Annotated in this window: 21 protein-coding genes and 1 tRNA gene; 5 read left to right on the top strand and 17 right to left on the bottom strand. The window is 70.0% G+C overall.

Translation table 11 applies throughout. The features are described from left to right. Position 1: 1 nt before the first annotated feature. Positions 2 to 1,171, top strand: coding sequence for a hypothetical protein (locus ACIGJO_RS25890; RefSeq protein ID WP_399961878.1), 1,170 nt, complete (start codon positions 2 to 4; stop codon positions 1,169 to 1,171). A gap of 7 nt (positions 1,172 to 1,178) precedes the next feature. Here ACIGJO_RS25890 and ACIGJO_RS25885 read toward each other — a convergent pair whose 3' ends face one another. Both ACIGJO_RS25885 and ACIGJO_RS25880 read right to left on the bottom strand, forming a co-directional pair. Next, a complete protein-coding gene (locus ACIGJO_RS25885) occupies positions 1,179 to 1,394 on the bottom strand; it encodes a hypothetical protein (protein ID WP_266360401.1) in 216 nt (71 codons plus the stop codon). Positions 1,395 to 1,913: 519 nt separating this feature from the next. Continuing rightward, the gene (locus ACIGJO_RS25880) at positions 1,914 to 2,681 is read right to left on the bottom strand and encodes a hypothetical protein (RefSeq protein WP_399961876.1); all 768 of its coding nucleotides are present in this window, start codon (positions 2,679 to 2,681) and stop codon (positions 1,914 to 1,916) included. Positions 2,682 to 3,143: 462 nt separating this feature from the next. Here ACIGJO_RS25880 and ACIGJO_RS25875 point away from each other — a divergent pair, with 462 nt between their 5' ends. Then, entirely contained in the window at positions 3,144 to 3,431 is a 288-nt protein-coding gene (locus ACIGJO_RS25875; RefSeq protein WP_399961874.1) for a helix-turn-helix domain-containing protein, read from the top strand. A 296-nt stretch (positions 3,432 to 3,727) separates the two neighbouring features. Here the strand turns inward: ACIGJO_RS25875 and ACIGJO_RS25870 are convergent, their stop codons facing one another. Continuing rightward, positions 3,728 to 4,942, bottom strand: a complete 1,215-nt coding sequence (locus ACIGJO_RS25870; RefSeq protein WP_399961872.1) for an IS110 family transposase — start codon at positions 4,940 to 4,942, stop codon at positions 3,728 to 3,730. A gap of 284 nt (positions 4,943 to 5,226) precedes the next feature. Here ACIGJO_RS25870 and ACIGJO_RS25865 point away from each other — a divergent pair, with 284 nt between their 5' ends. Further along, the gene (locus ACIGJO_RS25865) at positions 5,227 to 6,648 is read left to right on the top strand and encodes a hypothetical protein (protein ID WP_399961870.1); all 1,422 of its coding nucleotides are present in this window, start codon (positions 5,227 to 5,229) and stop codon (positions 6,646 to 6,648) included. A 39-nt stretch (positions 6,649 to 6,687) separates the two neighbouring features. On the opposite strand, the gene ACIGJO_RS25860 is transcribed toward ACIGJO_RS25865, so the two are convergent. The 7 genes from ACIGJO_RS25860 to ACIGJO_RS25830 all read right to left on the bottom strand — a co-directional run bounded on the left by ACIGJO_RS25860 (position 6,688) and on the right by ACIGJO_RS25830 (position 11,963). After that, complete coding sequence (locus ACIGJO_RS25860; RefSeq protein WP_399961868.1) at positions 6,688 to 7,218, bottom strand: ATP-binding protein; 531 nt, start codon at positions 7,216 to 7,218, stop codon at positions 6,688 to 6,690. Between the two features lie 118 nt (positions 7,219 to 7,336). Beyond that, positions 7,337 to 8,074 carry a class I SAM-dependent methyltransferase gene (locus tag ACIGJO_RS25855; RefSeq protein WP_399961866.1) on the bottom strand — a complete coding sequence of 246 codons (738 nt, stop codon included), beginning with the start codon at positions 8,072 to 8,074 and terminating at the stop codon, positions 7,337 to 7,339. Between the two features lie 61 nt (positions 8,075 to 8,135). Beyond that, positions 8,136 to 9,530 (bottom strand): hypothetical protein, encoded by a 1,395-nt coding sequence (locus tag ACIGJO_RS25850; protein WP_399961864.1) that lies wholly within the window; start codon positions 9,528 to 9,530, stop codon positions 8,136 to 8,138. Positions 9,531 to 9,532: 2 nt separating this feature from the next. Then, a complete protein-coding gene (locus ACIGJO_RS25845) occupies positions 9,533 to 10,297 on the bottom strand; it encodes a hypothetical protein (protein ID WP_399961862.1) in 765 nt (254 codons plus the stop codon). A 39-nt stretch (positions 10,298 to 10,336) separates the two neighbouring features. After that, a complete protein-coding gene (locus ACIGJO_RS25840) occupies positions 10,337 to 10,921 on the bottom strand; it encodes a hypothetical protein (protein WP_399961860.1) in 585 nt (194 codons plus the stop codon). Between the two features lie 152 nt (positions 10,922 to 11,073). Continuing rightward, positions 11,074 to 11,373, bottom strand: a complete 300-nt coding sequence (locus ACIGJO_RS25835) for a hypothetical protein (RefSeq protein ID WP_399961858.1) — start codon at positions 11,371 to 11,373, stop codon at positions 11,074 to 11,076. 80 nt (positions 11,374 to 11,453) lie between these two features. Then, a complete protein-coding gene (locus ACIGJO_RS25830; RefSeq protein ID WP_361446398.1) occupies positions 11,454 to 11,963 on the bottom strand; it encodes a nucleoside-diphosphate kinase in 510 nt (169 codons plus the stop codon). Between the two features lie 408 nt (positions 11,964 to 12,371). Here ACIGJO_RS25830 and ACIGJO_RS25825 point away from each other — a divergent pair, with 408 nt between their 5' ends. After that, positions 12,372 to 13,031 (top strand): NUDIX hydrolase, encoded by a 660-nt coding sequence (locus ACIGJO_RS25825; RefSeq protein ID WP_399961856.1) that lies wholly within the window; start codon positions 12,372 to 12,374, stop codon positions 13,029 to 13,031. Then, positions 13,028 to 13,441 carry an NUDIX hydrolase gene (locus tag ACIGJO_RS25820; protein ID WP_399961854.1) on the top strand — a complete coding sequence of 138 codons (414 nt, stop codon included), beginning with the start codon at positions 13,028 to 13,030 and terminating at the stop codon, positions 13,439 to 13,441. Before ACIGJO_RS25825 ends, ACIGJO_RS25820 begins: the two co-directional genes overlap by 4 nt. A gap of 553 nt (positions 13,442 to 13,994) precedes the next feature. Here ACIGJO_RS25820 and ACIGJO_RS25815 read toward each other — a convergent pair. The 7 genes from ACIGJO_RS25815 to ACIGJO_RS25785 form a co-directional block, all read right to left on the bottom strand. Then, a tRNA-Thr gene (locus ACIGJO_RS25815) sits at positions 13,995 to 14,068 on the bottom strand. 118 nt (positions 14,069 to 14,186) lie between these two features. After that, complete coding sequence (locus ACIGJO_RS25810) at positions 14,187 to 15,716, bottom strand: alpha/beta hydrolase (protein WP_399961852.1); 1,530 nt, start codon at positions 15,714 to 15,716, stop codon at positions 14,187 to 14,189. Positions 15,717 to 15,877: 161 nt separating this feature from the next. Continuing rightward, a complete protein-coding gene (locus ACIGJO_RS25805; protein WP_399961850.1) occupies positions 15,878 to 17,083 on the bottom strand; it encodes a DNA polymerase III subunit delta' in 1,206 nt (401 codons plus the stop codon). A 133-nt stretch (positions 17,084 to 17,216) separates the two neighbouring features. Then, entirely contained in the window at positions 17,217 to 20,486 is a 3,270-nt protein-coding gene (gene tmk / locus ACIGJO_RS25800; RefSeq protein ID WP_399961848.1) for a dTMP kinase, read from the bottom strand. 230 nt (positions 20,487 to 20,716) lie between these two features. Continuing rightward, positions 20,717 to 23,626, bottom strand: a complete 2,910-nt coding sequence (topA, locus tag ACIGJO_RS25795; protein ID WP_399961846.1) for a type I DNA topoisomerase — start codon at positions 23,624 to 23,626, stop codon at positions 20,717 to 20,719. Between the two features lie 280 nt (positions 23,627 to 23,906). Further along, a complete protein-coding gene (locus ACIGJO_RS25790) occupies positions 23,907 to 24,104 on the bottom strand; it encodes a hypothetical protein (RefSeq protein WP_399961844.1) in 198 nt (65 codons plus the stop codon). A gap of 540 nt (positions 24,105 to 24,644) precedes the next feature. Further along, the gene (locus ACIGJO_RS25785) at positions 24,645 to 26,171 is read right to left on the bottom strand and encodes a methyltransferase (RefSeq protein WP_399961842.1); all 1,527 of its coding nucleotides are present in this window, start codon (positions 26,169 to 26,171) and stop codon (positions 24,645 to 24,647) included. Positions 26,172 to 26,196: the final 25 nt, after the last annotated feature.

Raw genomic sequence — 26,196 nt, 5'->3', positions numbered from 1 at the left:
CGTGAGCGAGTATCAGTACTACGAGTTCCAGGCCATCGACCGGCCGTTGACCAAGGATGAGCTCGAGCAGGTGCGGGCCCTGTCGAGCCGGGCCAGGATCAGCGCGACGCACTTCGTCAACGAGTACCACTACGGCAACTTCCGCGGCGATGAGCGCAAACTGGTGGAGCAGTTGTACGACGCTCACCTGTACTTCGCCAACTGGGGCTCGCGGCGCCTGATGCTGCGCCTGCCCACCACGCTGCTGCCCGCCCGCAGCGCCGAACCGTACTGTGTGGAAGACGCCTTGACCTGCTGGACCAGGAACGGGCACCTGCTGCTCGACTTCGCCTGCTCGGCCGAGGACGGCGGCGAATGGGACTTCGAGACACCCTTCACCCTCGCCTCGTTCACCACCCTGCGTACCGAACTCGCCGCGGGCGACCTGCGCCCCCTCTATCTGGCCTGGCTTTCCGCGCTCACCCGCTGGGAGTTGGAGGAGGACGTCGACGAGGACGAGTACACCTCCACCATCGAGCCGCCCGTACCCGCAGGCCTTGCCCAACTCACCGGTCCGCAGCAGGCCTTGGCGGACTTCCTGCACATCGACCCGCACCTGCTCACCGCTGCTGCCCACGCCGGCGGTGCCGCCCCTTCCCAGGCAATCGACAAGGACGCACTCGCCGCCTGGATCCGCGCCCTGCCGCAACATGAGAAGGATGCCCTGCTGCTGGACGCCGCCCTGGGCGCCGCCCCACAACCGGGCCCCGCACTGCTGGCCCGCCACCGCGCCGCGTCCCACGGCCAAGCCGAACCGTCCACCGCCACCCGGCGCCGCTCAGCCGCAGAACTCCTCGACGCCGCCCACGAGGTGCGCAGCGAGCACACCCGGCAGCGGGAACAGGCCCACGCCCAGGCCCGCCGGGCCGAACAGCTGACCCGCGAGCGCCACCTGGACCACCTGGCCGAGAACGCCGAGCAAGCCTGGCAGGACATCGCCAACCTGATCGGGCAGAAACAGCCCGGCCCCTACGACACCGCCGTCACCCTCCTGAAGGATCTCCGCGAGGTCCACGACCGGGCGGACACCCCCGAGGAGTTCGCCCGACGCCTGCACGACCTGCGCGAGCAGCACCGTGCCAAGTCCTCGCTGATGCGACGCTTCACCGACGCCGACCTGACAACCCGCTGAGGCGCGCTCAGATGTGGTCGCGTGGGCCCTCGACCAGGAGGCGGAGGGTGGCGAGAGCGGCCGGGCGGCTGGTGGCGGACAGGGAGATCGGGGCGTCGATGGACCGTTCCGGCTCCAGGTAGCCGAGTTCGCGGCCGGCGCGCCAGAACCTCCACAGCAGCCGCTCGGTGTCCTTCCCCTCCATCGCGGTGCCGTCGCCGTGCGTGAAGCCCGCAGCAAGCACCGGCCGCTCGTGCCCTGTGCGTCCGGGACCAATGGCGTCCGCAGGACAAGATCAGACCCTGCCGCGCAGCCTGACCGGCGGAGCTGCTGTGCTGGTGGCGTCCTGCGGGAGCATCCCGACTGCGCCCAGCACTTCAGCGGCCTGGCCGACGATCAATACGCCGACACGCAACCAGCGCCTCGCAGCGCAGGCGGGCACCGATGCACCAGAAGGCTGGAAAGCCTTTCACTACAGAGGCCATACCTTCGACCTACGCATTGCGATGCGCAGACCGCACGGGTCCGTTTGGCCTGAATTCCAAGGTCATCAAAACGAAAAACCCCAGGCCACGGTTGAGTGAGTCCTGGGGTTCATCCGAGCCGCCTTCGGGATTCGAACCCGAGACCTACGCATTACGAGGGCCTGCACGATCGTGACGGGCGGTGCCGGACGATGTCGCAGAATCCCGTTTCTCCAGGTCAGAGACCTGTGTCCCGCAACCCACGTGCCGCCCAATCCACCCCGTGTCGCCCAGTCCGCTCACGCAATTCCGTCGCCCCGGTCAGTCGGGCTGAGCTGCTTCTGGAGCTCCTCGATCCGGCTGCTCGTAGCAGCAGCACGCTGCTGCTGGCGGCGGAGCTGCTCCTTCGCCTTGGTCAGCTCGGCAATGACACTTGCCTGCTCCACTTCGCTCCGGGCCGCCTCCACACCATCGTCGGTATATGCGGGTCCTAGCCGCTTGCTCTCGACAACCCCGCGCCGCGTCTGGCACTCAGGGCAGTCGACCACCCGCCGGACGTAGGTGTTCTCCCGGTGCTGGATGAAGGTGCTCACATGATCGCAGGTGAGGATCAGCTCCCAGGCGTCCAGGTCCTTCTTGCGTTCCTCGGCAGAGGGGAAGGTCTGAAAGAGTCGAGTGAGCTTCTCGATCTGCGCCGGCCCCACCGGTGGTGGCGGACAGCACAGACAGCAGTGCGTCACGCGCGACCCGCCTGTGCCCCAGCGGCCGCTCTTGCAGTCTGGGTGCAGCTCCCGGAACCGCTCTTCCATGACCTCGTAGTCGCGCTTCTCCTCTTCGGTGAGGTACATGAGCCCCGGCCAGCTCCCCAAGCCGTCATACATGGGTTCGCCACATCCCCGACATGGCACCCCGGCCTTGTACTCGTCCCAGGTGAGCCGTGTACCTTCACGCGCCCATGCTTCACGCCGCTCCGTGTCCCGGCGATCCTCCTCCTCGGCGGCAAGAGCCTCGCGGCGCGCTCGCGCAGCTGCACGCTTCGCCTTCTGCTCTTCAGTGAGCTTGGCCATCGATTCCCCTCGGAGGACCTGACGCGTACGGGGGCCTACAAAGCTAGTGCGCCTGCGCGGCCGACGGGGAAGTTACAGGATCGAAGGCTCAACCCGGGACGCAACGGTTGACCCTTCACCCTAAAGCGTGACCTGACTGCCCATCGGGCCCGGGCTGCCACCTCACAGAGAACCATCCACCAGAGAACATCGGTGAAGGAGGCCCAACGGTGGACCCCATGGAACGTTCGCTTCGCAGTCGCCTCGCTGCCCACATCAGCTGGGCAAACACGACGGACCGTCCCGCCCGTACCGAAGCGGCGCGCAAAGCGAGCGAGTCCCGCTTTCTGAGCGAGGCTCGGAAACTCCACCCCACGGGTACGTCAAAGCACATCGAAGACGCCGCCCAGTCACTACGCAAGGCGCACTACGCGAGGCTCGCCCTCCTGTCCGCACAGGCCAGGCGCGCCAGGAAGGCGACCAATGGGAAGTGAAACGGAAACGGACGTGCCGGAAGGCGGCCCGAAGCGGCGCTACACCTATCCCGAGGCTGCCGAGGTCCTCCGCGTCAGGGAACGGTGGCTCCGCGACAACATCAGGCGCCTGCCTCACTCAAGGAAGGGCGTCACTGTGACCTTCTCTGAGGCCGATCTGGACGCGATCGACACCATGTTCCACCACCCTGTCGCGCCCGTTACCCCTACCAGCGCGTACGGCACCAACCCGCTGGCTGCCATCAATCCCAGCGGGCCCCGAAGACGCAAGCCATAGTTGCGCCTTCGATGCCGATCGTCCACGACTCCGTGCCTGCTTCGCCTTCCAGGAGCGATCACCCGTACGAGTCATTGCACCTAGCCAAATCCCCGGGGGGGGTGCCCCTATCTGTTTCGTCAACCCTGACGGGTCTGATTCATAGGGGTTCGCGCTGGTTTCCGGGAACGTCCCGCGAAGCGGGATGTTCCCGGCAGATCGGGTGCGGTGAGGGCGGGGTGGTGGCCGGCTCGGCGAGGGCGGCCGTGCTGGTGACGAGCGTGGTGTGCCGGAGGAGGATGGGGCGGGTGGGGTGGTCAGGCGGCGAGGTCGAGGGTGCGGGGCTCGTAGAGGGTGCCGGTGCGGATCATTGCGTGGATGACGTTCACGCGTTGCCGGGCGAGACGGAGGATGGCCTGGGTGTGGGTCTTGCCGCGGGCCCGCTGACGGTCGTAGTAGATCCGGGAGGACGGGTCGGCTTTGGAGCCGATCGCGGCGAATGCGGCCTGGAACAGTGCGCGTTTGAGGAGCCGATTGCCGCGGTGGGGCGCGTGTTCGCCGCGGATCGAGGTGCCCGAGGACTTCGTGGCCGGGGCAAGTCCGGCGTAGGAGGCCAGGTGTCCGGCAGTGGGGAAGCCGGTGCCGTCACCGATCGCGACGATCACCGCGGCTGTGGTCCTGACGCCCAGGCCGGGCAGGGACGTCAGGAGGTGGAAAAGAGGGAGGGCCTCCAGCAGGGCGGCGATCTCCTGCTCGGTGGCCTGGCGCTGGGCGTGGGCGGCGGCGAGCTGGGCGGCCAGGCCAGGCACGATCAGCGCGGATGCTTCGGTGCCGGGAACGACGAGGGTCTGCTCGGCGAGCGCGTCGAAGATCTCCCCGCTCAGGTGGTGGGCCTTGCGCGAGCCGTGTGCCTTGAGCAGGGCCTCACATCGGGTCCGGCCCAGTCTCTTGAGCCGGGCGGGCGAGCCGTGCCGTTGCAGGAGGGCCTGGACGTAGGGGTAAGCCAGGCGTGGCCCCAGGACCCGTTCCAGGGAAGGGTGGATCTGGGAGAGCAGGCCGCGCAGCCGGTTGGTGGTGCGGTTCACCTCGCCGGCCAGGTCATTGTCGTAGCCGGTGAGCATCGTCAGCTCGGCCAGCACCTCGTCGTCGCGGTCCACCGCGCGCAGAGTGTGCGGCATGGACCGGGCGGTCTCGGCGATCACGAACGCGTCGCGGGCATCGGTCTTGGCCTCACCCGGGTGCAGGTCGGCGGCCCGCCGCATCGACAGGCCGGGCAGGTAAGCAACCCGGCAGCCCGCCGCGCGAGCCACCGTCAGAGGCAGTGCGCCGATGTTGGCGACCTGGTCCACGACCACCAATACGGTGCCGAACTTCGCCACCAGCCTGGTGAACAGCTCCAGCAGTTTCGGTTCGGTGTTGGGCAGCCGCTTGTCGTGCACGGTTCTGCCGTCCCTGGTCCGGCCGTGGGCATGGTGGAACTCCTTGCCCGGATCCAGACCGAGGAAGAGATCTATCGCGGTCGTGTCGACCATGTGCGCGTGCCCCTCGCCTCTCGTCTCCTCAACTCCCGGCCGTCCCTGCGGCACCACACGCCGGCAACCACGTTACGCAGACATCCCACCCGCAAAGCGGTCCGGCATTGCACCGGACCAGGCGGTCGTCAGGCCCCTCATCAGCGGTCAAGCGGTGCCCCGAAGCCCGGCGGCAACACCCCCCAGGTCATCGACTTCGACAGGGGGCACACAGCCATACCGGACCCGGGGGCCAGGCGCCCCATTGCGGGGCACGAAAAAGGTAACGGGGGGGAGCTGTCGCCATGCATCGTTGGTCTCCCCTGAACGAACGACAGCTCGCCCTGCTCGGCCAGCTCGCAAGCGGCAAGGAGTCCGAGGCTTGGGAGCCCGGTGAGTTCCGCACGGCCTACGCGCTGCGCGACCGAGGGCTGGTGACGATCAAGCGTAGCGGGGGCGCGGTGGATGCGCAGGTCACCGAGGCAGGCACCTTCTACATCCAGCACGGCCACCACCCAGACGACCCCGCGCACGCCGGGGAGGAGAAGGCCGCCAGGGAGAAGGCGGCAGGTGGTATCCGCTCCGCGTCCTACGCCGACAGGCCAGTGGCACTCGCCCGGCGGACCAAGGCGAAGGAGCTCATCGACCGACTCGTTACGGACAAGCGGGTCACCTTCACCAAGCCCGACAACGCCACAGTGACGGAGTGGCGACGCGTGATCGACTACGCGAAACGCCACAGCCTCGTCCCTGAGGGCAAACGCATCGAGAGTCTCCGCATGTGGAATCGCGACCTGCAGATTTCTCTGGTCGAGGGGCCACACCCCAACTCACTGATGCAGAGGCCGAATGAGGCGCCGCCCGTCCAGGTACCCACTCAGTTGCGCTCTCCGCATCCGGCCGTGGCCGCGCTGAGAGACGACGACGGCCGACTCGTCATGCCCGCCCCGCTGCGCCGCCGGTCGTTGCTGCTCCTGCAGGGCCTCGCGGCCGAGGCAGTACGTCGCGGGCACAAGGTGAAGGAGCACGAGGTCCCCTCCCGCCGGCGCAGCCATGCCTACACGTACAACGGCCGGCACTACCCCTCCAGCTACTCTCTCCGCGAGGGCGAACTGGACCTGGTCGTGAACGACTTCACCTACACCGTCACGATCCAGCGGGAGTTTCCCCAGTCCACCGAACCAGAGCGCTCCAAGAGCCTCGTGATCGAACTCGGCTACAGCCGATCCAGCCGGCAGTCCCGCTGGGCCGATCGTAAGCGCTGGGTGCTTGAGGACATCCTGGGAGCCGTACTCCGGGAGATCGAGACCCGCTCCGTAGAGGACTCCCAACGGAAGGCGGACGAGGAGCGAGCGAAGGCCGAGCGCGAGGTCCGCTGGCGGGCGGCCATGGAGAAGGCAAAGGAGCTGGCCACTCAGGAGCAATATGCCGGGGTACTCCGCGCGCAAGCGGGCCAGTGGCAGGAAGCGGCAAACCTGAGCGCGTACTGCAACGCCCTGGAGCGCCGGCTGGAAGAGATGGCCGGAGAAGACGAGGCGGCGGTGGCCTCGGCACGAGGGTGGCTAGCCTGGGCACGCCGTTACGTTCAGAGCCTCGACCCACTGACCCATCTACCCGCCAAGCCCACCGCCCGCGAACCGAAGCCCGAAGAGCTCGCGCCCTACCTGAACGGCTGGAGCCCACACGGCCCCGAAGCGCACCGCGGATGGGGTGAGTCCCACGCCTAGCCACTGCTGCGGGGTGTCGGGGTGTCGCGGTTGGCTCGACTACACCTCGCGTAGGCCAGTCAGGACTCGCCCGATGAGCATCGGAGCTGCGTGACGACCGCCGGAGCCTGACTCACCCAGGGTGCTGTTGGGACAAGCGGGAACCTCAGCCCAGACGATCTTTCCTGGGTGGGGTTGTGTTGGGGAGTAGCCCCAACGGTTGGCCATGGCCTGGACGAGGGCGAGTCCGCGGCCCCCGGTGGCACTGGCGTCATGGGCGCGCGGTGCCGGCGGTCGCGAGTCGGGGTCGCTGACCGCGAGGATGATGGCGCCGTCGGTGGGCCAAAGCCTGAGAACGATCGTTCCGACACCAACGGATTCGGCGCCGGACGTTTCAGACGGCTTCGTGGGGCGTGCGTGCTGAATCGCGTTGGTGACCAGCTCCGAGACGAGTAGCCGGGCGACTTCGATGCCCTCATCAGGGAAGCGCCAGCGCTGGAGGATGTCGATGGTGTGGCGGCGGGCCCAGGGGACGGCGTTGGGGGTGGCGGCGAGGGTCAGTTCGCTGATGGACGGGGGGACCTGGTGCATGCGGGTGGCTCCCTCGGCGGCTGGCCGGGCGGGTGCGGTGCTGTGGCATGGGTGGGTGCCCGCGAGGCCGGGACGGCTAGGGACGGGGGGTCTCGGCCTCGCGGGCTGTTCAAGGGGCTTACTTCGTGGCGACGACGTAGATGCTGCCCCAGCGGCGCTTCGGGTTGGCCATGGTGGGGTCGAAGGGCCAGGGTTCGACGGTGGTGAGGCCGACCTCGGTGAAGAGCTGGACGAGCTTTTCGTGGTCATAGGCCCACAGGTGCGGGGTGTACGTGGGGTCGTCGTCCTGGTCGCGGAAGACGAGATTCACGAGGTCAAGCCGCGTGTTGATGTCACGGCGGCAGTCGCGCTTGGCGTACCAGCGCTCGATCGTCTCGTCGGTGGCGTCCAGGGGGGCGGGGTACTGGTTGAGGGCGAAGGCGGCGTCGGGGACGCCGGTGATGATCCGGCCGCCCGGCATGAGGACGCGGCGGGCCTCGCAGACATAGTGCTTGGCCGAGCGCGGGTAGTCGATGTGCTCCAGGAAGTGCTCGGAGAAGATCTCGGCGGTGCTGTCGTCCTGGAGGGGGATTCCTTCGCGGATGTCCCACAGGAGATCCGCCGGCGGGACGAGGTCGATGTTGAAGAAGCCGTCGATGCGGTGGCCTCCCCCGCCGATCTGGACCCTGTCGGGCTTGTCGTCGATGCGGCCGTTGGGCCAGGCGCGGCGGCTGGAGTGGTGGTAGCGGTGAAGTTCGATCTCCTTGGCGGCGGTCCGGAGGGTGCGGGCGAGGCCGTGGGTGGTGGCGGGGTCGGCGAGGACGGAAGCGATCTGCTCGCCGAGGAGGTCGACGGAGGGCATGCTGGAAAGACTCATCACGGATCTCCTGCGTGTGAGGTTGCTCGGGGTGGGGTGTGCCGCGATCGGGCGGCGTTGATCAGGCAGCGCTGGGCGCGGGGGCGGCCCACTGGTTGTTGCGCATGAGGGTGTACTTGATGTCGACCAGCCGCGGGGCGATAGTCAGCGCGAGCTCTTCGGCCGGGTGAAGGTGGCCGGCGTCGTCCTGCTCGGCGCGCCAGACGCGGTAGTCGAGGTTGGGGTAGGCCGGGTTGATGCCGATCTCGCCCTTGGGCATCGTGCCGTTGAACGGGGCGACGATGTCCATGTGGTTCCAGTAGTTCCAGGCTTGCAGCGCCTTGTGCTGGTCGAAGTAGAAGTAGAAGTCGGGGTAGCGGCCGAAGGTGCGCAGTTCCCGGTGGATGAGGTGGCCGAGGAGCGGTCCGAGCTGGGTGGCCAGCGAGTCGAACTCCCAACGCGTGTGGTGCCAGGCTTCGGGGATCTCGCCGGCTGCGAAGAGGCGGGCGGCGACGAGGTAGCTGATCCGTTCGACCAGGTACGCGCTCGCGTGGCTGGTGTCGATGGTCGGGTCGACTCGGTGAATGAGCGCGGCCAGCTGCTTCGGGCGGGGACGGAACCTCGCAAGGTCGAACTTGCCGGCCATGGCGGGGAAGGAGGCGAACAGCATCTCCTTGTACAGCCAGTTGTTCAGCTCGCCGAGCTCGGCCAGGCGCCGGGTGTGGCGGGAGGTCGAGTGGAGCATCAGGTACTCGGCGACCGCTTCGAAGTACAGGTAGCCCAGGATCGGCAGGCGGGGGATGGTCTCGTCGAGCTGCTTGAGGAACGGCTCGGCGTCGACCCGAGTGCCCTGGTAGGCGACGCCGGAAGCGGTGGCAAGGAACGCGGCCGAGTTCTTGACTCGGCTGACGACAGTCTCCCGTAGCTGGTGCCGTTCGTTCTTGCTCAGCAGGTATTCGAGGTGGCTGTAGATCTGCAAGTGGATGAGGCCGAGGCGCAGGTAGTCCACGCCGGCGAGACCGCGATACGCCTGCGGCGGGGTGTCGATCTCGAAGATCAGCGGGGTGGGGACCCGATCGGTGACGCCGAGCTTGGTCAGGAAGGTCGGCGCCTCCTTGGTCAGGACGTAGGCGCCAAGGTTGTGCATGCGGAAGCCCTGCTCGGTCGCGGTGAGCGGCGCGCAGTAGATGCTTCCGACAAGGCAGCCGCCCGACGGGTAGAGGACGCCCTGCCGGCTGATCTCCTCCAGGGCGTGGGTGACGTGCAGCAGGTGCAGCTTGCCGTTCCCGCTGAGGGCCTCGAAGAGAGCGTTCTGCCGCAGCAGGTGCCCGTTCGGGGTGCCCTCGGCAAGGCGTCTGTCCCACGCCGCGGTCTTGGCGTCGAGTGGCGCGGCATGGTCGGTGAGGCTCGGTGTGAGAGCAGAGTCGAAGAAGGCGTGGGCATCGGCCCACAGGTGGTAGGCGTCGAGGAAGTCCATGGTCAGACCAGGCCCTTCTCGGCGAGCGCGTGACGGACGGCTGCGGGACCGCTGGCCCCGGCGAGGTATGCCCGCTCCGAGACCAGGACCAGATCGAAGGCGAGCCCCCGCAGTTGGTCGAAGGCGGGTTCGCGGACGTACTCGGAGTCGGGCCACCACTTGAGCTTGGGCAAGCGGTAGCGGTCCAGGGCGTCGGCGGCCTTGACCACGTCGGTGATGCGCTCGGCGAGGGCGTGGTCGGCCTTGTCGTCGGCCGCGAACTCCTCGTACGGGAGGTCGTGGAGCCGTACGGCCGTGGCCGCCTGCACGATCCGCCGTGGTGCGGCGGCGAGGCCGAAGTGTCCCCAGACGGTGTCGGCGTTCGCCGCGAGCCAGACGGCCGCGCGGGCGCCATGCCTGCGGTCCTCCTGGTCGTTGCGCCGCTGGCAGTCATGTACGGCGGCGGCAAGGATCGCCGTAGTGGCGTCGGCGTCGTCGAGGCCGTTCGCCTCGGCGAGGACGGCGGCGAGCGCCGCCGTCCTCATGGCGTGCCGCACGCCGTGGAGCGACGTGTACAGCCGGGGGTCTGCCCACCACCGTGTCGGCATTCCGCCGTGCACGAGCAGCTTCTTCGACTGTGGGCGCAGGACCGGTGCCGGCGTCGGCGGGAGGTTAGGCCTGTGGTCGCTGATCCATGCGACGGTGGCGTGGTCCATGTGCTGGTGGAGCGGGAGCTGCCCTCGGGCAGCCAGGTCGATCAGACTTGCGGTCAGCGGGGTCGTGCTCACTCGTGCCCACCCCCTTGGTGGTCTCCGCGGTGATGTTCCCTACCGGATCGGCGCGGCCTGCTGTTCGCGCTCCTTGCGTTCCTTCTCGGCCGCCTCGAAGGCGGCGGTGAAGTCGGCCAGCTCCTGCTCCGTCATCAGGGTCACGCCGAGCGCCGTAGCGACGTCCGTGATCATGGCCTCGGCCTCGGCGCGGACGGCGTCAGAGGCCCCGTCTTCCAGCAGGACCTCGAACTCGGCGTGGTAGCCCCACGCCTCACTCCACTTGACCGCGATTTCGACGTCGCCGAAGCGGAAGTTGTGACGGAAGTTGAACGCCTCGTGCATGGACGTCTCGAACCCGAGGGCGTTGAATACCTGCACCGCGGCGGGAACATCGGCGGGGGCAATGGCGAACTCGGTCTCCGCGAAGGCCGCTCCCTGCCCGATCTTGCTCCCCTTGAGGGTGATCTTGGCGGTGCCTGCGGCCGTGTTGTCCGTGACCTTCAGGAGTTGGTCGGGCAGCACGTAGAAGTAGATGTGCTTGTCGTCGGTGCCCAGGTCCTCACCGTCCGTCTTCAAACGGGTGACGAGCTGGTCGTGAGTCTCCTTGGTGAAGCGGGCACGCATCTCGATCTCGACGGCCACGGGCCTGTCTCCTTGTTTCGGGCATGGCGAGGCCAGCCGGACCTCGTCGTGCGGGGGCGGTTCTGTCGGGCGCCGCTATGAGGTTGGTGGTCAAGCTGGGTGATGCGGCCGATGCGGGTGCCAGCCGCATCACCCAGGTCAATCAGTAGGTCTCAGCCGAGGTCGCCGAAGCGTGCCTCGACGATTCCCGAGTGCAGGTAGGTCGGCAGCGAGACTCCTCCTACCGACGTGCGGCTGGTGGCGACCTGCTCCTCCATCTCACTGGGGAAACCCTCCAGCAGACGCAGGCACTGCTGCACCCACTCACGCGACGCGGGCCAGTCACCCAGGTCGCGATGGCGTACGGCCAAGGCGTACGCGGTCTCGGTGGCCGCCCAGCGGTCGGTCGCCAGCTCGCGCTGGAAGATCGACTCCAGCTCGTCGGTGGAGGCAAGGCGGGTCTGGTTGGTCATGGTGCCCTCTCGGTTCAAACGGTCGTGCCCCAGTGGTGATCAACGCCCAGGCGTCCCTGCGGTGACGCCGTGACCCGCTGCTAGTAGGTGTAGATCTCGGCCAGCGTCTTGTAGTCCTGCAGTTCGTCCTTCTCGAACCACAGCTCCACTTCCTGCTTGGCCTCCTCCGCGTTTCCGGAGGCGTGCACGAGGTTCGCGACCGCCTTGCCGGAGGCGATGCTGGCCGCCGAGCTGTAGTGGGAGAGATCCCCCCGCACCGTGCCAGCCGGAGCCTGGTTCGGGTACGTGCTACCGACGATCTTGCGGACCGTCGCGATCGCGTCGAAGCCTTCCAGTACCAGGGCGATGACCGGCCCCTGCTGCATGAACGTCGAGGTGACGTTGTAGACCTCGGCCCCCAGCCGCTCCTCCAGGTCGAAGTAGTGCTTGCGGGTGAACTCCTCGTCCATCCACTTCATCTTCGTACCGACGATCTTCAGTGCCGCGTCCTCGAACCGCGAGATGACCCTTCCTGCCAGGCCACGCGCCAGCGCATCGGGCTTGAGCAGGACGAGCGTGCGCTCGACAGTGTGTGCCTGAACCTCGGCCATTGACTTTCCCTTTCGCCTTGCCAGATAACGAACATGACGTGCTATCAGCCGTCGTCCGTTGAGGTTACCGGCGCCGAACAGGTGGTTCAGACGTCCGGGCACGGCCCCGGAAGGGCGAACATCCGTGAGGAAGCGGCGACCGGTTCGCCAGCATCCCGATCTGGCCAACTTGCCCTTATCTGTTATCCGCTGAGCATGCGCACCTAGAATCTCCTTGTGGTCGTCCGGCGCTCTCGCGCCTCTTGTACGCCTCCCAGGAGCCGAGCTACGGGCAGTGGCTCCTCGGCTCCCGGTGACTTCGATTCTTCCGGGGCTCCTCGCGCGAGGCCATGCAGTGCCGGTGCAGTGGGAGTGCAGTCCGGGCGGACGAGGTTCCTGCACTGAGACAGCAATGAAGGAGCAGTCCTTGTGGACGTGGTCGAGCGCTGGAGTGGCCGGTATGCGTGCCTGCTGCAGTCCGCTCTGCGGCTCGGGAACGAACAGTTCGCCGCTCACCTGGGCATTGCCGTCAGGACGGTAGCGACCTGGCATGCCGACGCGCCTGTCACGCCTCGCCGGGAGATGCAGCAGCTGCTCGACACGGCCCACGAGCAGGCCCCGCCCGCCGCGCGTCAGCGCTTCGCGCTTCTGCTGGCGAAGGAGCAGGCCCCGTCAGACTCGGTTCCACCCGGCGCGCAGGCACTGCGTGTGGCCATCGCTGTGGTCGTCCGCGACAGCGACGTCCTCCTGGTCTGCCGACGGGACAGCGACGCCGCGGGGATCACCTGGCAGTTCCCGGCTGGTGTCATCAAGCCCGGCGGTAAGTCAGAGACCACCACGGTGCGCGAGACGTTGGACGAGACAGGAGTCCACTGCGCTGTACGCAAGCATCTCGGGAACCGCCTTCACCCCGCGACCGGCGTCCTGTGTGAGTACTTCCTCTGCGAGTACCTGGCTGGCGAAGCCACCAACAGCGATACCGCGGAGAACATCGACGTGATGTGGGTGCCCAGAAACGCGGTGCCCCGCTTCATCCCCGTCGATACGATCTTCCCACCCATCCTGGCTGCCCTGGAGGAGCAGACGTGACGCAGCAGACCACGGACGAACGGCCGGGCATCGCCGCCGCCATCGTCGTTCACGAAGGCCGTGTGCTCATGGTCCGCCGCCGAGTGAGCGAAGGGCAGCTGTCCTGGCAGTTTCCTGCCGGTGAGGTCGAGCCCGGCGAGGAGCGTGAGGCCGCCTCCGTACGGGAGACCCAGGAGGAGACAGGGCTGACCGTGGCGGCGATCAAGCTGCTCGGCGAGCGCGTACACCCCAAGACGGGCCGCCTCATGTCCTACACTGCCTGCCAGATTCTGGGCGGCACCGCTCACGTCGCCGATACCGAGGAGCTGGACGAGCTTGCCTGGGTCGCCCACCGCGACATCCCGGAGTACGTGCCGTACGGACTGTTCGAGCCGGTGCAGGACTACCTCGACGGGGTCTTGCCCGCGTAGGCCACTCTGGCTCCCGGCTTGGCGTCACCGAAGGACAGCAAGTCCCTGTGTCTACCTGGGTCTTGACTTGGGCGAAGACGTCCGTGATCGAAGGCGCGCGTTCTCCTCCTCCAGCGCCCTGACACGTCGCTCAAGTTCTGCCCTTGTCGGCTCCTTCGGCGGCACGGGCGGCGGCGGGCCGGCAGGTGCGGGCGGCTCGGCGCGCAGTCCGAGAGGTTCATAGGCGACGATCGTCAGGCCGTCTCTGCCGCATTCAGGGCACCGTTTACTGTTCGCACCTGCGGAGACGGGATCGCCGTACGAGCCGCACGCAAGGCTGTGAAGAAGGAGACGGCCGGCAAGGCAAAGAACGGCAAGCCGAGTAACAAGCCGAAAGCCCATGCCAAGGAGGCCGTGAAGGCCAAACGCCGGAAGCCCAAGAAGTGGGTCCCGAGCGGCTCCGCTCACGCATCGCTCACGCAGGCAACGTCACGGCAACCCGGCCGTGTGACGCGCCATGCCCCGAGCAACAGAAAACCCCAGGTCACGGACAATGTGACCTGGGGTTCATCCGAGCCGCCTTCGGGATTCGAACCCGAGACCTACGCATTACGAGTGCGTTGCTCTGGCCAACTGAGCTAAGGCGGCACGCCCTGTCGCACTATGGTGCGATCAGCAGCGACGCCAAGTCTACACAGTTTCCGGGGGTGCTCCGTACCGGGCACCCCCGGGGGCATCAGTGCAGGTCAGGCCGTGAGTGGGTGGGTCAGGCGCACTTCTTGCCGTCGGTGGGCGGGGTGCCCTCCAGGAGGTACGTGTTGATCGCCGTGTCGATGCAGTCGCTGCCCCGGCCGTACGCCGTGTGCCCGTCGCCCCGGTAGGTGAGGAGGGTGCCGGAGGAGAGCTGGTCCGCGAGTGACTCCGCCCATGCGTAGGGGGTGGCCGGGTCGCGGGTGGTGCCGACCACCACGATCGGGGCCGCGCCCTTCGCCTCGGTGCGGTGAGGGGTTCCCGTGGCCTCGGCAGGCCAGTAGGCGCAGTTCAGGGAGGCCCAGGCGAAGCCGCGGCCGAAGACCGGGGAGGCCTTCTCGAAGTCGGGGAGCGCCTTCTCCACCGCGTCGGGGCCGTCGAAGGCGGGCGGCAGGTCGAGGCAGTTCACGGCGGCGTTGGCGTACATCAGGTTGGCGTACGTGCCGTTCGGCTCGCGCTCGTAATAGCTGTCGGCGAGGGCGAGAAGCCCGGCGCCCTCACCGCGCTGGGCACCCGCGAGGGCCTCGCGGAGCTGGGGCCAGGCCGCCTCGTCGTACATCGCGGCGATCACTCCGGTGGTGGCCAGGGACTCGCCCAGTTCGCGGGTCTCCCCGGTGGGGACCGGCTCGGCGTCCAGGTCCGTGAAGAGCTTCTTCAGTGCGGTGGCGGCGTCCGCGGTGGACGTGGTGCCCAGCGGGCAGTCCGTCGTCTTGACGCAGTCGGCCGCGAAGGACTGGAAGGCCCCCTCGAAACCGGCCGTCTGGTCCCGGTTCATGTCGATGGCCCTGAGGGACGGGTCCATCGCCCCGTCCAGGACCAGACGCCCCGTGCGGCCGGGGAAGAGGTCCGCGTAGGTCGCGCCCAGGAAGGTGCCGTACGAGGCTCCGACATAGTGCAGCTTCTCGTCGCCGAGCAGGGCGCGCAGCACGTCCATGTCCCGCGCCGTCCCGACCGTGGAGACATGCGGAAGGATCGTGCCCGAGCGCTTCTCGCAGCCGTCCGCGAACTTCTTGAAGGCGCCGCTGAGCTCGGTGATCTCACCGTCGTCGTCGGGCGTCTGGTCGACCTGGGTGAAGGCGTCCATCTCCTTGCCGGTGAGGCATTCGACGGGCTCGCTGCGGGCCACTCCGCGCGGGTCGATGGCCACCATGTCGTACCGGGCGCGCACCGGGGCGGGATAGCCGATCCCCGCGTACCCCTGGAGATAGCCGATCGCCGAACCTCCGGGGCCGCCGGGGTTCACCAGGAGGGAACCGATCCGCTTGCCCGGACCGGTGGCCTTCTTGCGCGAGACCGCCAGCTTGATGTCCCCGTCGTCCGGACTGTCGTAGTCCAGCGGCGCCTTCATCGTCGTGCACTCGAAGCCCTCGACACCGCAGTCGCGCCAGCTCAGCTGTTGTGCGTAGTACGACGCAAGGCCCTTGGGGACCTCGGTGCCGGTGGCCGACGCGCTGGAGGTCGAACTGCCGCTGCTGCAGCCCGAGACGAGCAGGCCGGCAGTGCCGAGACCGGTGGCGAGGGTGCGGAGCAGGCGCCTGGTGTTCATCCTGGGAGCGTAGTCGCCGGGTGACGACTCGTCCGATTCCCTGCGCAAACGGGTGAACGGCGGCGAAGTCCCCGCCGCTGTCCGCCCGGCGTGCCCCCGTCCTCCGCGCCCGTACAGCGCCCCCTGCCGGAGCGGCACAGCGCCGGGTGCCGGAGCGGACCTCAGCCCGCCCGCAGCGACATCGTCATGGCCTCCACCGCCAGCAGCGGCGCCACATTGCGGTCCAACGCCCTGCGGCAGGCGATCACCGCCTCGATCCGGCGCAGCGTCTGCGCCGGGGCCGACGACTCCGCGATCCGGTCGAGGCTGTCCCGTACGTCGACATTGGCGATGGCGATCTGCGAGCCGAGCTGGAGCGCCAGCACATCGCGGTAGAAGCCGGTGAGCTCGGTGAGCGCCAGGTCGAGGCTGTCGCGCTGCGTACGCGTCCTGCGGCGCTTCTGCTTGTCCTCCAGCTCCTTCATCGCCCCCGCGGTGCCGCGCGGCATCCGGCCCCCGGCGACCGCGCCGAGCGCCTGCTTCATGTCCTCGGTCTCCTTGCCGTCGACCTCCTCCGCCATCTGCTTGGCGTCGTCGGTGGCCGTGTCGATCAGCTCCTGGGCCGCCTTGAGACAGCCGCCGACATCGGCCACCCGCAGCGGCACCTTGAGCACGGCGGCGCGCCGCGCGCGGGCCCGCTCGTCCGTGGCCAGGCGGCGCGCCCGGCCGATGTGGCCCTGGGTGGCGCGGGCCGCGGCATGGGCCCGCTCCGGGTCGATGCCGTCCCGCCGGATCAGTACGTCGGCGACGGCCTCGACCGGCGGCGTCCGCAGCGTGAGGTGGCGGCAGCGGGACCGGATCGTGGGCAGTACGTCCTCCAGGGAGGGTGCGCAGAGCATCCAGACCGTGCGGGGCGCGGGCTCCTCGACCGCCTTCAGCAGGACGTTGCCGGCCCCCTCGGTGAGGCGGTCGGCGTCCTCCAGGACGATCACCTGCCAACGGCCCACGGCCGGGGAGAGCTGGGCGCGGCGGACCAGGTCCCGGGTCTCCTTCACACCGATGGAGAGCAGGTCCGTACGGATGATCTCGACGTCGGCGTGCGTACCGATCAGGCTGGTGTGGCAGCCGTCGCAGAAGCCGCAGCCCGGTGCCGCGCCCATGGACCGGTCCGGGCTGGTGCACTGGAGGGCGGCGGCGAAGGCGCGGGCGGCGGTGGACCGCCCGGAGCCCGGCGGTCCGGTGAACAGCCAGGCGTGCGTCATCTTCGAGCCCGTGGGCACGGGCTCACCGGCGGAGTGGGCGGTGACCAGCGCATCGGCGTCCCTGGCGGCGGCACCGAGCTGTTCCTGCACTCGGTCCTGTCCGACCAGGTCGTCCCATACGGTCATGGGTCACCGCCCTTCCGGTGGTGTCGTGCGGTGGTGTCGTGCGGTGGTGCCGTGCGGCGGCATCGTGCGGCGGGCCGGGTGTCCCGTCCGTTCCCATTGTGGGGGAACGGTCCGACAGTCCGGCCCGCCCGCGTCAGCCGCGCGGCCTGCGGCCCCGGCGCGGATCGCCCGGGTCCTCGTCGTGCCCGCCGAGCAGTTCGTCGGCGAGCGTGGGCAGATCGTCCAGCGGGGTCTCCTCGGCCCAGTCCGGGCGGGGACGGCTGCGCCGCGCCTGTCCCGGCTGGTCGTGGGCGGCCCGGGGGTCCTGCTGGTCCTCGCTGAACTGCGGCAGTTCGCGGGTGCGCTCGTTCTCGCTCTCCGCCGCGGACGGTGCCGGACGCTCGTCCCGGAAGATGCCCGGCGGCACCCGGTCGGCGGGGCCCTCCCCGCGTACGGGCGGAAGGACTGCGGTCTCCTCCGCGTCGTACACCGGCCGGTGACCGGAGCGGCCCGCGCCCGGGTCGGTGAACCGGGGCAGCATCGCCGTCTCGTCGCTGTCCGAGGACGAGCGGTCGGACGAGGCGCGGTCGGAAGGCGTGCGGTCCGTCGGCTCCGCCTTCGGAACCGGCTGCGTCACCTCGTTCGGGTTCACGATCGGCGTCGGCACCGTGAGCTCGTTGTCCGGCACGGACCGAGCGGCAGCCGAGTCACCCCGCGAAGCGGACTCCCCGCGCGAAGCGGCCTCGGCACGCGCCGCCTCCGCGCGGGAAGCGGCCTCGGCACGCGCGGCCTCCGCGCGCTCCGTCTCCAGCCGCTCGGCCTCCGCACGCGCGGCCTCCGTACGGGCCGCCGCGGCGGCCTCCGCCAGGCGTCGCGCCTCCTCGGCACGCAGCAGCGCCTCCTCCGCCTTGCGCTGCTTCTCCAGGCGCCGCTCCTCCGCCTCCTTGCGCAGCCGGGCCTCTTCCTCGGCCTGCTTGCGCAGGCGTTCCTGCTCGGCCTCGCGGGCCTTCTCCTCGGCTTCGAGCCGGAGGCGCTCCTCCTCGGCGCGGCGGCGGGCCTCCTCGGCACGCTGCCTGGCCTCCTCCGCCTGGCGCTCGGCCTCGCGCTGCCTGGCCTCCTCCAGTTCGCGGCGCTTGCGCTCCTCCTCCTCGGCACGGAGCTTGGCGAGCTGTTCCTGGCGCTCGCGCTCCAGCCGCTCCTCCTCCGCCTTGCGGGCCGCTTCCTCCTCGGCCTTGCGCCGGGCCTCTTCCTCGGCCTCGCGGCGCGCCTTGGCCTGCGCCTCGATCTCGGCCTCGGAGAGCGGAAGGAGCTGGTCGAGCCGGTGGCGTACGACGGTGGTGATCGCTTCCGGCTCCTGGCCGGCATCCACCACCAGATAGCGGGTCGGGTCGGCCGCCGCGAGGGTGAGGAAGCCGGAACGCACCCGGGCGTGGAACTCCGGCGGCTCGGACTCCAGCCGGTCCGGGGCCTCGGTGAAACGCTCCCGCGCGGTCTCCGGGTCGACGTCCAGCAGCACCGTCAGATGCGGTACGAGGCCACCCGTCGCCCACCGCGAGATCCGGGCGATCTCGGTCGGAGCCAGGTCGCGGCCCGCTCCCTGATAGGCGACGGACGAGTCGATGTAGCGGTCGGACAGGACGATCGCGCCGCGCTCCAGAGCCGGACGGACGACGGAGTCGACGTGCTCGGCGCGGTCGGCCGCGTACAACAGGGCCTCGGCCCGGTTGGAGAGCCCGGCGGAGGACACGTCGAGCAGGATCGACCGCAGCCGCTTGCCGACCGGGGTGGCCCCCGGCTCACGCGTCACGACGACCTCGTGGCCCTTGGCCCGGATCCACTCGGCGAGCGCCTCGACCTGGGTGGACTTGCCGGCCCCGTCGCCGCCCTCCAGGGCGAGGAAGAAACCGGTGGCCGAGGGGGCGACCGCCGGGTCACCGCCGCGCAGCGCCTCCCGCAGATCACGGCGCAGCGGCACACCGGACCGGTCGTCCGTCCTGGCGAGGACGATCGCGGCGACGGGCAGCAGCAGCGCGCCGGTCAGCATCAGGACGAAGGCCGCTCCGCCGTGGGCGAAGACGAAGTCGCCGGAGACCAGGCGGTGCCGGCCGATGGCGGCGGCGAGCAGCGGTCCCCCGGCGGCGCCGAGGGCGACGAGCACCCGGACGACGGCCTGGAGGTGCTCGGTGGTCCTGGCCTGCCGGAACTCCTCGGTCTCCTGGTCCAGGAGCGCGTGCCCGGTGCGCGCGGCGACTCCGGCCGTGTAACCGGCGAGCAGCGCGATCATCAGCCCGGTCGCCGTGTCGGGCACCAGGCCGAGCGCGAGGAGCGCGATGCCGGTGGCGGCGGTGGCCAGCGCGAGCAGCCTGCGCCGCGACAGGGCGGGCAGCACCTTCTGCGCGGTGCGGATGCCGAGGCCGGTGCCTCCGGTCAGCGCGAGGATCAGCAGCGCGAACGTGGCGGGGCCACCGCCCAGGTCGGCGGCGTGCAGCACGGAGACGGCGGCTGCGGCGGCGATCGCCCCGGCGACGGCGGCGCAGGCACCGACGATCAGCGGGGCGGTCCCGGTGCGGCCCTTGTCGGGGCCGCTGCCGGTGGTGGGCCGGCGCAAGCCCTCCAGCGGGGAGCGCGGGCGGGGCGTGGGAGTGGCGGGCAGGGTGAGGAAGTACAGGGTGGAGATGGAGGCCGAGAAGAGCCCGGCCGCGACGTACGAGGCGAGGGCCGCCTGGTGGAAGGAGAACCAGTCGAGGCCCGAGCCGAGCAGGTTGCCGATGAGCGTGGCGACCAGCAGGACCACCGCGGCGGCGGGCACGGCCAGGAAGTCGGTCCGCAGGGAGAGCCTGCGCAGGGCGTCGAGGCGGTCGGGCAGCGGACGCACGGCGGCGCCTTCGAGGGGCGGGGCGGGCAGCAGCGCGGGGGCGGCGCTCTCCTTGGCCACCGTCCACAGGCGCTCGGCGACTCCGGTCACGAAGACGGTGATCAGGATCATCATGAGCGCCTTGTCGGGCGTCCAGTCGATCCACAGCGGGGCGACGACCAGCAGCGCGAGCCGCAGCCCGTCCGCCCCGATCATCAGCCAGCGCCGGTCCACCGGCCCGCCGGGTGCCGTGAGCGTCGTCAACGGCCCCAGGAGTACGGCTCCGAAGAGCAGGGTGGAAATAATCCGGGCACCGAACACCGCCGCGACGGCAAACGCCGCCCCTCGGTATCCGGCTCCGAATGAGCCCTCCAGTACCGCCGCTTGCAGCGACAACATCACAAGCACGAGTAGGGCGAGTGCATCGCCGATACTGCCGACGAGCTGGGCGCTCCACAACCGCTTCAGCGGGGGAATACGCAACAGGGCTCGTACGGCGCGCTCGCGTGAGTCTGCGGCAAGTGTGTCGGAGGTGGGGCTCACGACCGTTGGCTGCTCGGCTCGCGTCATCCGCCCAGCCTATCGGCAGCGGCGCGGTCGCTGTCGGCCCGTCCGAACATATGGCCGCCGGCACCGGGCGGCGACCGGCCCCCGGAGCCGGGACCGTCCCCCGGGCCCGGCCCGCCCCGGACCCGCGACACCGGCGGAGGACGGCCTTCGGCGGACACGGCACCGCCCGGCACCTTCAGAGGCGCCGGGCGGTGCCGGAACGCTGTACGCGGCGCGAGGAGCGCCGGGTCTCAGTCCTCCGAGGCCGAGGCGGACGAGGAGGATGCGGACGAGGAGGCGGAGGCGGTCTTCTTGGCGGCCGTCTTCTTGGCCGTCGTCTTCTTCGCCGTGGTGGCCTTCTTCGCCGTCGTCGTCTTCTTGGCGGCGGTCTTCTTCACGGCGGTCTTGGCCGCCGTGGTCTTGGCGGCCGTCTTCTTGGCCGTCGCCTTCTTCGCCGGGGCCTTCTTCGCCGTCTTCTTCTTGGCGGGTCCCTTGGCACGCTTCTCGGCGAGCAGCTCGTAGCCGCGCTCCGGCGTGATGGCCTCGACGCTGTCGTCGGTCCGCAGCGTCGCGTTGGTCTCGCCGTCGGTGACATACGCGCCGAAACGGCCGTCCTTCACGACGACCGGAGCCCCGCTCACCGGGTCCGTGCCCAGCTCCTTGAGCGGCGGCTTGGCCGCGGCCCGGCCGCGCTGCTTGGGCTGGGCGTAGATCGCGAGGGCCTCGTCGAGCGTGATGTCGAAGAGCTGGTCCTCCGAGGTCAGCGACCGCGAGTCCGTGCCCTTCTTCAGATACGGGCCGTAGCGGCCGTTCTGCGCGGTGATCTCGACGCCGTCGGCGTCCTCACCGACGACGCGCGGCAGCGACATCAGCTTGAGCGCGTCGGCCAGCGTCACCGTGTCCAGGGACATGGACTTGAAGAGCGAGGCGGTCCGCGGCTTCACCGCGTTCTTCCCGGTCTTCGGCGTGCCCTCGGGCAGCACCTCGGTGACGTACGGGCCGTAGCGCCCGTCCTTGGCGATGATCTGGTTCCCGCTGACCGGATCCGCGCCGAGCTCGAAGTCACCGCTGGGCTTGGCCAGCAGTTCCTCCGCGAGGTCCACGGTCAGCTCGTCGGGCGCCAGGTCCTCGGGCACGTCGGCGCGCTGGTGGCCCTCGGAGTCCTTCTCGCCGCGCTCGATGTACGGGCCGTACCGGCCGACACGGAGCTTGATGTCGTTGCCGACGGGGAACGAGGAGATCTCCCGGGCGTCGATGGCGCCGAGGTCGGTGACCAGTTCCTTCAGGCCGCCGAGGTGGTCGCCGTCGCCGTTGCCCGCGTCGGAGGCCGCGCCGGCACCGGCCGTGTCGTCACCGGAGCCCGCGCCGAAGTAGAAGCGCTTGAGCCACGGCACGGACTGCGCCTCGCCCCGCGCGATGCGGTCGAGGTCGTCCTCCATACGGGCGGTGAAGTCGTAGTCGACGAGCCGGCCGAAGTGCTTCTCCAGCAGGTTGACCACGGCGAAGGAGAGGAAGGACGGGACGAGTGCCGTGCCCTTCTTGAAGACGTAGCCGCGGTCGAGGATCGTCCCGATGATCGAGGCGTACGTCGACGGGCGGCCGATCTCGCGCTCTTCGAGCTCCTTGACCAGGGAGGCCTCGGTGTAGCGGGCCGGGGGCTTGGTGGCGTGGCCGTCGACCGAGATCTCCCCGGCGGACAGCGCGTCGCCCTCCGCGACCTGCGGCAGGCGCCGCTCGCGGTCGTCGAGCTCGGCGTTCGGGTCGTCGGCGCCTTCCACGTACGCCTTCATGAAGCCGTGGAAGGTGATCGTCTTGCCGGACGCGGAGAACTCGGCGTCCCGGCCGTCGCTCGCCCGGCCGCCGATCTTGACGGTGACGGAGTTGCCGACCGCGTCCTTCATCTGGGAGGCGACGGTCCGCTTCCAGATCAGCTCGTAGAGCCGGAACTGGTCGCCGCTGAGCCCGGTCTCGGCAGGCGTACGGAAGCGGTCGCCGGAGGGGCGGATCGCCTCGTGCGCCTCCTGGGCGTTCTTGACCTTGCCGGCGTACGTACGCGGCTTGTCGGGCAGATAGCTCGCCCCGTACAGCTGCGTGACCTGCGCGCGGGCGGCGGAGACCGCCGTGTCCGAGAGGGTCGTGGAGTCGGTACGCATGTAGGTGATGAAGCCGTTCTCGTACAGCTTCTGCGCGACCTGCATGGTGGCCTTGGCCCCGAAGCCCAGCTTGCGGCTCGCCTCCTGCTGGAGGGTCGTCGTACGGAACGGGGCGTACGGGGAGCGGCGGTACGGCTTCGACTCGACGGACCGGACCGAGAACGAGGAGTCGGCGAGCGCGGCGGCCAGGGCGCGGGCGTTCGTCTCGTCCAGGTGCAGTGTCTGGCCGGAGGAGGCCTTGAGCTGCCCGTCCGGACCGAAGTCGCGGCCCTGGGCGATCCGGCGGCCGTCCACCGCGCTGAGGCGGGCGGTGAGGGTCGACGGATCGGAGGCGTCACCGGCCCGGCCGGTGGCGAAGGTGCCCGTGAGGTCCCAGTACTCGGCGGAGCGGAAGGCGATGCGCTCGCGCTCCCGCTCGACGACGAGGCGGGTGGCGACGGACTGGACGCGGCCCGCCGAGAGCCTCGGCATGACCTTCTTCCACAGGACCGGCGAGACCTCGTAGCCGTAGAGGCGGTCGAGGATACGGCGGGTCTCCTGGGCGTCGACCATGCGCTGGTTCAGCTCGCGCGGGTTGGCGACGGCGGCCCGGATCGCGTCCTTGGTGATCTCGTGGAAGACCATCCGGTGGACGGGGACCTTGGGCTTGAGAACTTCCTGCAGGTGCCACGCGATGGCTTCGCCCTCGCGGTCCTCATCGGTGGCGAGGAAGAGTTCGTCGGACTCGGCCAGAAGCTGCTTGAGCTTCCTGACCTGGGCCTTCTTGTCCGCGTTGACGACATAGACGGGCTGGAAGTCGTTCTCGACGTCCACGCCGAGACGACGCACCTCACCGGTGTACTCGTCCGGCACCTCGGCGGCGCCGTTCGGCAGGTCGCGGATGTGCCCGACGCTCGCCTCGACGACGTATCCGGGGCCGAGATAGCCCTTGATCGTCTTCGCCTTGGCAGGCGACTCGACGATGACGAGTCGGCGGCCGCCCTGTGCGGTCTCGCTGGTCGGGGACAACTTCGCTCTTCTCTCCGGTCGACACTCGGTGGGCATCCGGGCAGCGCCGTGACGCTGCCCGCGGTGCTGTCGCTGCGGAGTGTGACGGTACAACCCGCCCCCGTGTCAAACGGCAAAAGCCCGCAACGGCCACTCGAACGGTAACCCGACTTCCGCCATTCCTGCCGCCCGGACTGCCCGGCCCGTGCTGTCCCGGCCCGTCGCCCGCGGATCCGGGGAGCGGTGGCGACGCCGGTGGAGAGCGGGGCCGCCCGGTGCGCGGCCCGGCCGGGAGCGAGGATCAGACGAGGGTGAAGCACCAGACACCGAGGGCCAGGAAAACCACGCCGAAGAGTGTGGCAAGCGTGGTGGAAGCGACCGGACTCACACCATGGGCCACCGGCGCGCGGTGCATGGCACGCGCCCCCGTCCAGACCAGGAGGGCGGTGCCGAAGAGCGCGAAGGCCGCACCGGCGAAGACTGCTGAGACGCTCTCCATGTCGTACCCCTCGACCCGTCGTGAACCCTCGACCCGCGCACGCGCGGCTCGTCGCCGCCCGGCAGGGGGAGGCTGCCACGCCCGGATATCCCCGACACGAACCCCGGGTGAACAGCACTCCCCCGGCGGCGCCGCGGAAGGCCGCAGCCCGCGGGACCGGAATCCCCGGAACGAGTCGGAGCGGGTCAACGGCGCGGACGAAGGCGCTGATGAGAAGGGTCGTTGAGTACGCGGTTCAGGGCCCGGCCGATCCGGAACGGAGCGCGGGGGGGGGCGGCGCGGGGCCGACAGGGCGGCAGGGTGGTGCGGGAGGGGGAGGGGCACTCCTGTGCCGGCTGTCCGGGCCTCCCGTCCGACGCTGCCGTCCGGCCCTCGCGTCCGACGCTCCCGTCCGGCCCTCGCGTCCGACGCTCCCGTCCGGGCCTCCCGTCCGGGCCTGCCATCCCGGGCCGCCGTCCGGGGCCGCCCGATCCCGCCGGACCGGGCCGACCGGACGCCGTCCGGCGTCCGGCGTCCGGCGTCCGGCGTCCGGCGTCCGGGCTATCCGTTCTCCCGTCCGGCTGCGGTCACCGGCTCCAGGAAGCCCTCCTCGACCAGCAGCCGGATCGCCTGTGGGGTGCGGTCGCGCAGCAGCACCGGGTCCTCGGACATCAGCTGGGCGATGGCGTCCAGGATCCGGCCGGCAGGCAGCGAACCGTCGCACACGCCCGCGAACCCCGCAGCGACCGCGTCGACCTTCGTGGCCCGCATCATCCCCCGGTGCTGGCGCAGCACCACGTGCTCGGGGTCCTCCGCGCCGGGCAGCCCGACCTGCTCCTGCACGACCTCGGCGGACAGCGTGAAGTGCCCGGCCAGGAGGGCCGCGTCGTCCTGCTCCCGGAGGTAGTCCTGGCGGGCGAAGTGGTCCGCGATCACCGGTCCGAGCGGCTGCTCGACCGCGTGCGGCCATTCCTCGACCACGACCGACGGATTCCCGGACGCCGCCTCGGCGGACTTGCGCAGGGTGATCCAGCCGAAGCCGACGGCCTTCGTCCCGAGGGCCTCGAACTCGTCCAGCCAGGCCTCGTAACGGGCGGCGTACTCGGCGGGGTCCGTGCGGTGGTCGCCGCTGTCGCGCAGCCACAGCTCCGCGTACTGCGTGATGTCCTGCACCTCGCGCTGCACGATCCAGGCGTCACAGCCGCGCGGCACCCAGGAACGCAGCCGGTCCTGCCACTCCTGGCCCTCCACGTGCTGCCAGTTGGCCAGGAACTGGGCGTACCCCCCCTCGTTGAGCCGGTCACCGGACTGCTGCACCAGGGTCCGGCACAGGTCGTCGCCGCCCATGCCCCCGTCGCGGTAGGTGAGACGGGCTCCGGGCGAGATGACGAACGGGGGGTTGGAGACGATCAGGTCGAACGTCTCGGCGCCGACCGGCTCGAACAGCGAGCCCTCGCGCAGATCCGCGGGGGCGCTGCCGGACAGCGCGAGGGTGAGCCGGGTGAAGTCCAGGGCCCGCGGATTGAGGTCGGTGGCGGTGACCCGCGTGGCGTGCTGGGCGGCGTGCAGCGCCTGGATGCCGGAGCCCGTGCCGAGGTCGAGGGCGGAGGTGACGGGCTTGCGGACGGTGATCCCGGCGAGCGTGGTGGACGCTCCTCCGACACCGAGGACGACCCCCTCCTCGCGCGAGCCGATGCCGCCCGCACCGCCGACCGCGCAGCCGAGATCGGAGACGATGAACCAGTCCTGGCCCTCGGGACCGCTGTACGGCCGGATGTCGACATGCGCCGTCACCAGTCCGTCCCGGTGACTCACCCAGCCGTCCTCGACGCACTGCTCCACAGGGAGCGCGGCGCGGGCCCGCTCGTACGGAACGGGGTGCTGAAGAAGGAAGAGCCGCACCAGCGTGTCGAGCGGCGTTTCGCCCCGGGTGGCCCGCAGAGCGGGAACCGTCTCGCTGCGGGCCAGCGCGGCGTAGGCGGGCGCACCGAGCAGTTCGAGGAGCCCGTCGGCGGTGAAGGCGGCCGCGAGCAGGGCCTCGCGGAGGCTGGGGATACGGTCGGACGAGGGAAGGCTGGTCGTACTCACCCGCCCATTGTGTCCGCTCCCGCTG

Origin of the sequence: Streptomyces sp. NPDC079020, from assembly GCF_044542225.1 — a bacterium.
Taxonomy (GTDB): domain Bacteria; phylum Actinomycetota; class Actinomycetes; order Streptomycetales; family Streptomycetaceae; genus Streptomyces.
The sequence above is the reverse complement of the archived record's forward strand: the minus strand, read 5'-3'. Positions and strand labels throughout refer to the sequence as shown.